The organism is Tabrizicola sp. (genome assembly GCF_051645465.1).
Classification (GTDB): Bacteria; Pseudomonadota; Alphaproteobacteria; order Rhodobacterales; family Rhodobacteraceae; genus Tabrizicola.
This window is the reverse complement of the sequence record NZ_JBOFBI010000295.1, coordinates 1-2,344: the sequence shown is the minus strand read 5'-3', so window position 1 is coordinate 2,344 and position 2,344 is coordinate 1. Positions and strand designations below refer to the sequence as shown.

At 62.4% G+C, this 2,344-nt stretch carries 3 protein-coding genes and 1 pseudogene; all 4 read right to left on the bottom strand.

Annotated features, from left to right (window positions below):
- Positions 1-14 precede the first annotated feature (14 nt).
- Positions 15-935, bottom strand: a complete 921-nt coding sequence (locus tag ACRCSW_RS18910) for an IS110 family transposase (RefSeq protein ID WP_438707202.1) — start codon at positions 933-935, stop codon at positions 15-17.
- Positions 936-1,096: 161 nt separating this feature from the next.
- Positions 1,097-1,225, bottom strand: coding sequence for a zincin-like metallopeptidase domain-containing protein (locus ACRCSW_RS18905; RefSeq protein ID WP_438707203.1), 129 nt, complete (start codon positions 1,223-1,225; stop codon positions 1,097-1,099).
- A gap of 94 nt (positions 1,226-1,319) precedes the next feature.
- Positions 1,320-1,427: pseudogene (locus tag ACRCSW_RS18900) on the bottom strand (zincin-like metallopeptidase domain-containing protein); the annotation flags it as partial.
- 27 nt (positions 1,428-1,454) lie between these two features.
- Complete coding sequence (locus ACRCSW_RS18895; RefSeq protein WP_438707201.1) at positions 1,455-2,015, bottom strand: ArdC-like ssDNA-binding domain-containing protein; 561 nt, start codon at positions 2,013-2,015, stop codon at positions 1,455-1,457.
- Positions 2,016-2,344: the final 329 nt, after the last annotated feature.

The window sequence follows — 2,344 nt, the reverse complement described above, 5'->3', positions numbered from 1 at the left end:
GGCAACTGTGGAGATCATGCGGTAGCGAATGGTGTCTGATCGCGAAGGACGGCGTTTGCGATCGTGATGATTTTCCGCGCGATAGCGATGACGATGACCTTTCCCGGTTTTCCTGCAACCCGCATTCGCGCTGCGGCATTGCCGAACAGATGCGGGTGGCGCAAGGCCGCGAGTGCCGCCATGTAAAGGCAGCGGCGCACATGTCGCCGTCCCGGTCCGAGCACGCGTTTGCCCTTGAACTTGCCCGACTCCCGGGCCTTTGGTGCCAGGCCGCCAAGCGAGGCGATGCTGCGGCGGTCCACGGTCCCGAGCTGGGGCAGATGGGCGAGCATTTCGACGGCCGTGACCGGCCCGATGCCGGGAATGGAGCGCAAGAGCTTCGCTTGCCCAGCAAGTTGCGGATGCGCGCGCAAATGATCCCTGATGAGCGCGTCAATCCGGGTGATCCGGACGGCCAGTGCCTTCAGAGATGCTCGCAGATCGCGCTGCAGGATGGCCAGGCTTGTGTCCTGCAGGCGGTTCTTTTCCTGTGTTTCCATTCGCTTGAGCTGATCCCGGCGCTGGCTGAGTGCCGCCAGATCGCTGCGTGCAGGATCGGCGGGCAATGTGGGCTCCGGATAGCGTTCGGCCCCGAACCGGGCCAGCATCCGCGCGTCGATCCGGTCGGTCTTGGGCAGGTTGAGCGATTGGGCAAAGTGCCAGCCATGCAGCGGATTGATCCGCACGAAGGGTATCTTTGCCGCCGCTGCCCCGGCCACAAGGTGCTTGTCACAGCGGCTCGTCGCCTCAAACACGAGAAAGCTGTCCGTGCCAATCCCGCAAAGCCAGCGCCGGATCCCGGCGGTCGTGTTGGCAATGCGACGATGGCCGCAGCGCGGGTCGAAGATGTCGAGCATGTCTTTGGAAATGTCGACGCCGATATGGGTTTGTGTCATGCTGAACTCCTGTCCATGTCTTCGGGATCGGCAGCCGCACTGCCCTCCCACGCAACTGTTCAGGCTGGTCAGACCAACCGGCAGTGGCCTTATCCCTCGGACGGGCGCAAAACCCAGGGGCGGTCACAGGCTCACTGCCGGTCCCATCATTACCACAATCGCTACAGACAGGGGCGGTCGGACAATTGCACCCCAGTTACCTTGCTGGTCTGGCTGGCCGCCCGGATGATCGCACGATTGTCCTGCCGCAGGACATCCAGCCAGGAGCAGATATAATCTGCATGACGCACCGTTGGGACGATGCCGAGCGAGGCGCAGCAAAAAGGCGGCACTCAGTTCGGCGATAAGTTCCTCGAACGGATATGCCTTCGAGCCGAACGAGCCGGACATATCGCGATCCAGACGGGAGGCATGGCGGCTGGCATGGCCCAGCTCATGCAGGGCCGTGCGGTGCCAGTTGATCGGCTCGAAGTAGGCTTGCGGCGGTGGCACCTGCACTTGGTCATGGCGCGTATCGTACTAGGCGCGATTGCCGCCGATCCGGAAATTGATGCCGGTGGCCGCGATAAGGGCTTCGACGGATGGTTCGATCAAGCCCGGCGGGGCAGGGGGAGCCGCAACAGTGATTCCTTCGGGCAGGTTCTCGCATTGCGCCGTGTTGAAAACGGCGAAGCGCTTCAGAAACGGGATTGTCTGTGGGTCTTCTCCGATTTCGCGGGCACGCCGTTTCTCATCGTCGGGAACAAAGCGGTCGGCATAGACGACGGTCGTGCCGCGCTCGCCCTTGCGGACCTTGCCGCCGAGCGACAGGGCTTGGCGAAAGCTGAGCCAGCTTTGGCCGGAAAAGCCATGTTCGATGACCGCGCCCAAGAGGATCAGGATGTTGATGCTTGAGTAGCCGCGACCTGTCGCGGCATTGGTGGGCATGGCGAGCGGCGCCTTTGCCGCTGCCGTCCACCATGGCTGGACCCAGGGCACGCGGCCCGCTTCCAACTCGCCGATGATGATCTTGATGGAGATTTCGTCGTATAGGCTCGTCCGGTCCTTGCCGGAACGGGGAGGGGTCTTGTGTCTGGACATCGCAGGAAGCTCCGCGACGGGCACTGGAAGGCTCTCGTCTAGCTTTCAACCCGTCACGGCGAACGCTGTCCGCACTCTCCCTCTTTGTGGGGAGCGTAGCGGGGGAAACTCCCGCTAGAAGCGGGTCGGCCGAGACCTTGGCTCGGCCGCAGGGGAAGGCGTTCCCCTCAAAAGCTGAGCCTTAATGTGCTCAGACGATGGTTCAGTTCGCGGCGATCAGAACCATGCCTAAGCGTTGAGTTCAACTGGCTGGCAGCCTAACGATGATGACTTGGTTCTTCTGATGAACGATGTTTGCGTTCGGCGGTCCAGTTGTGACTGCCAACCCC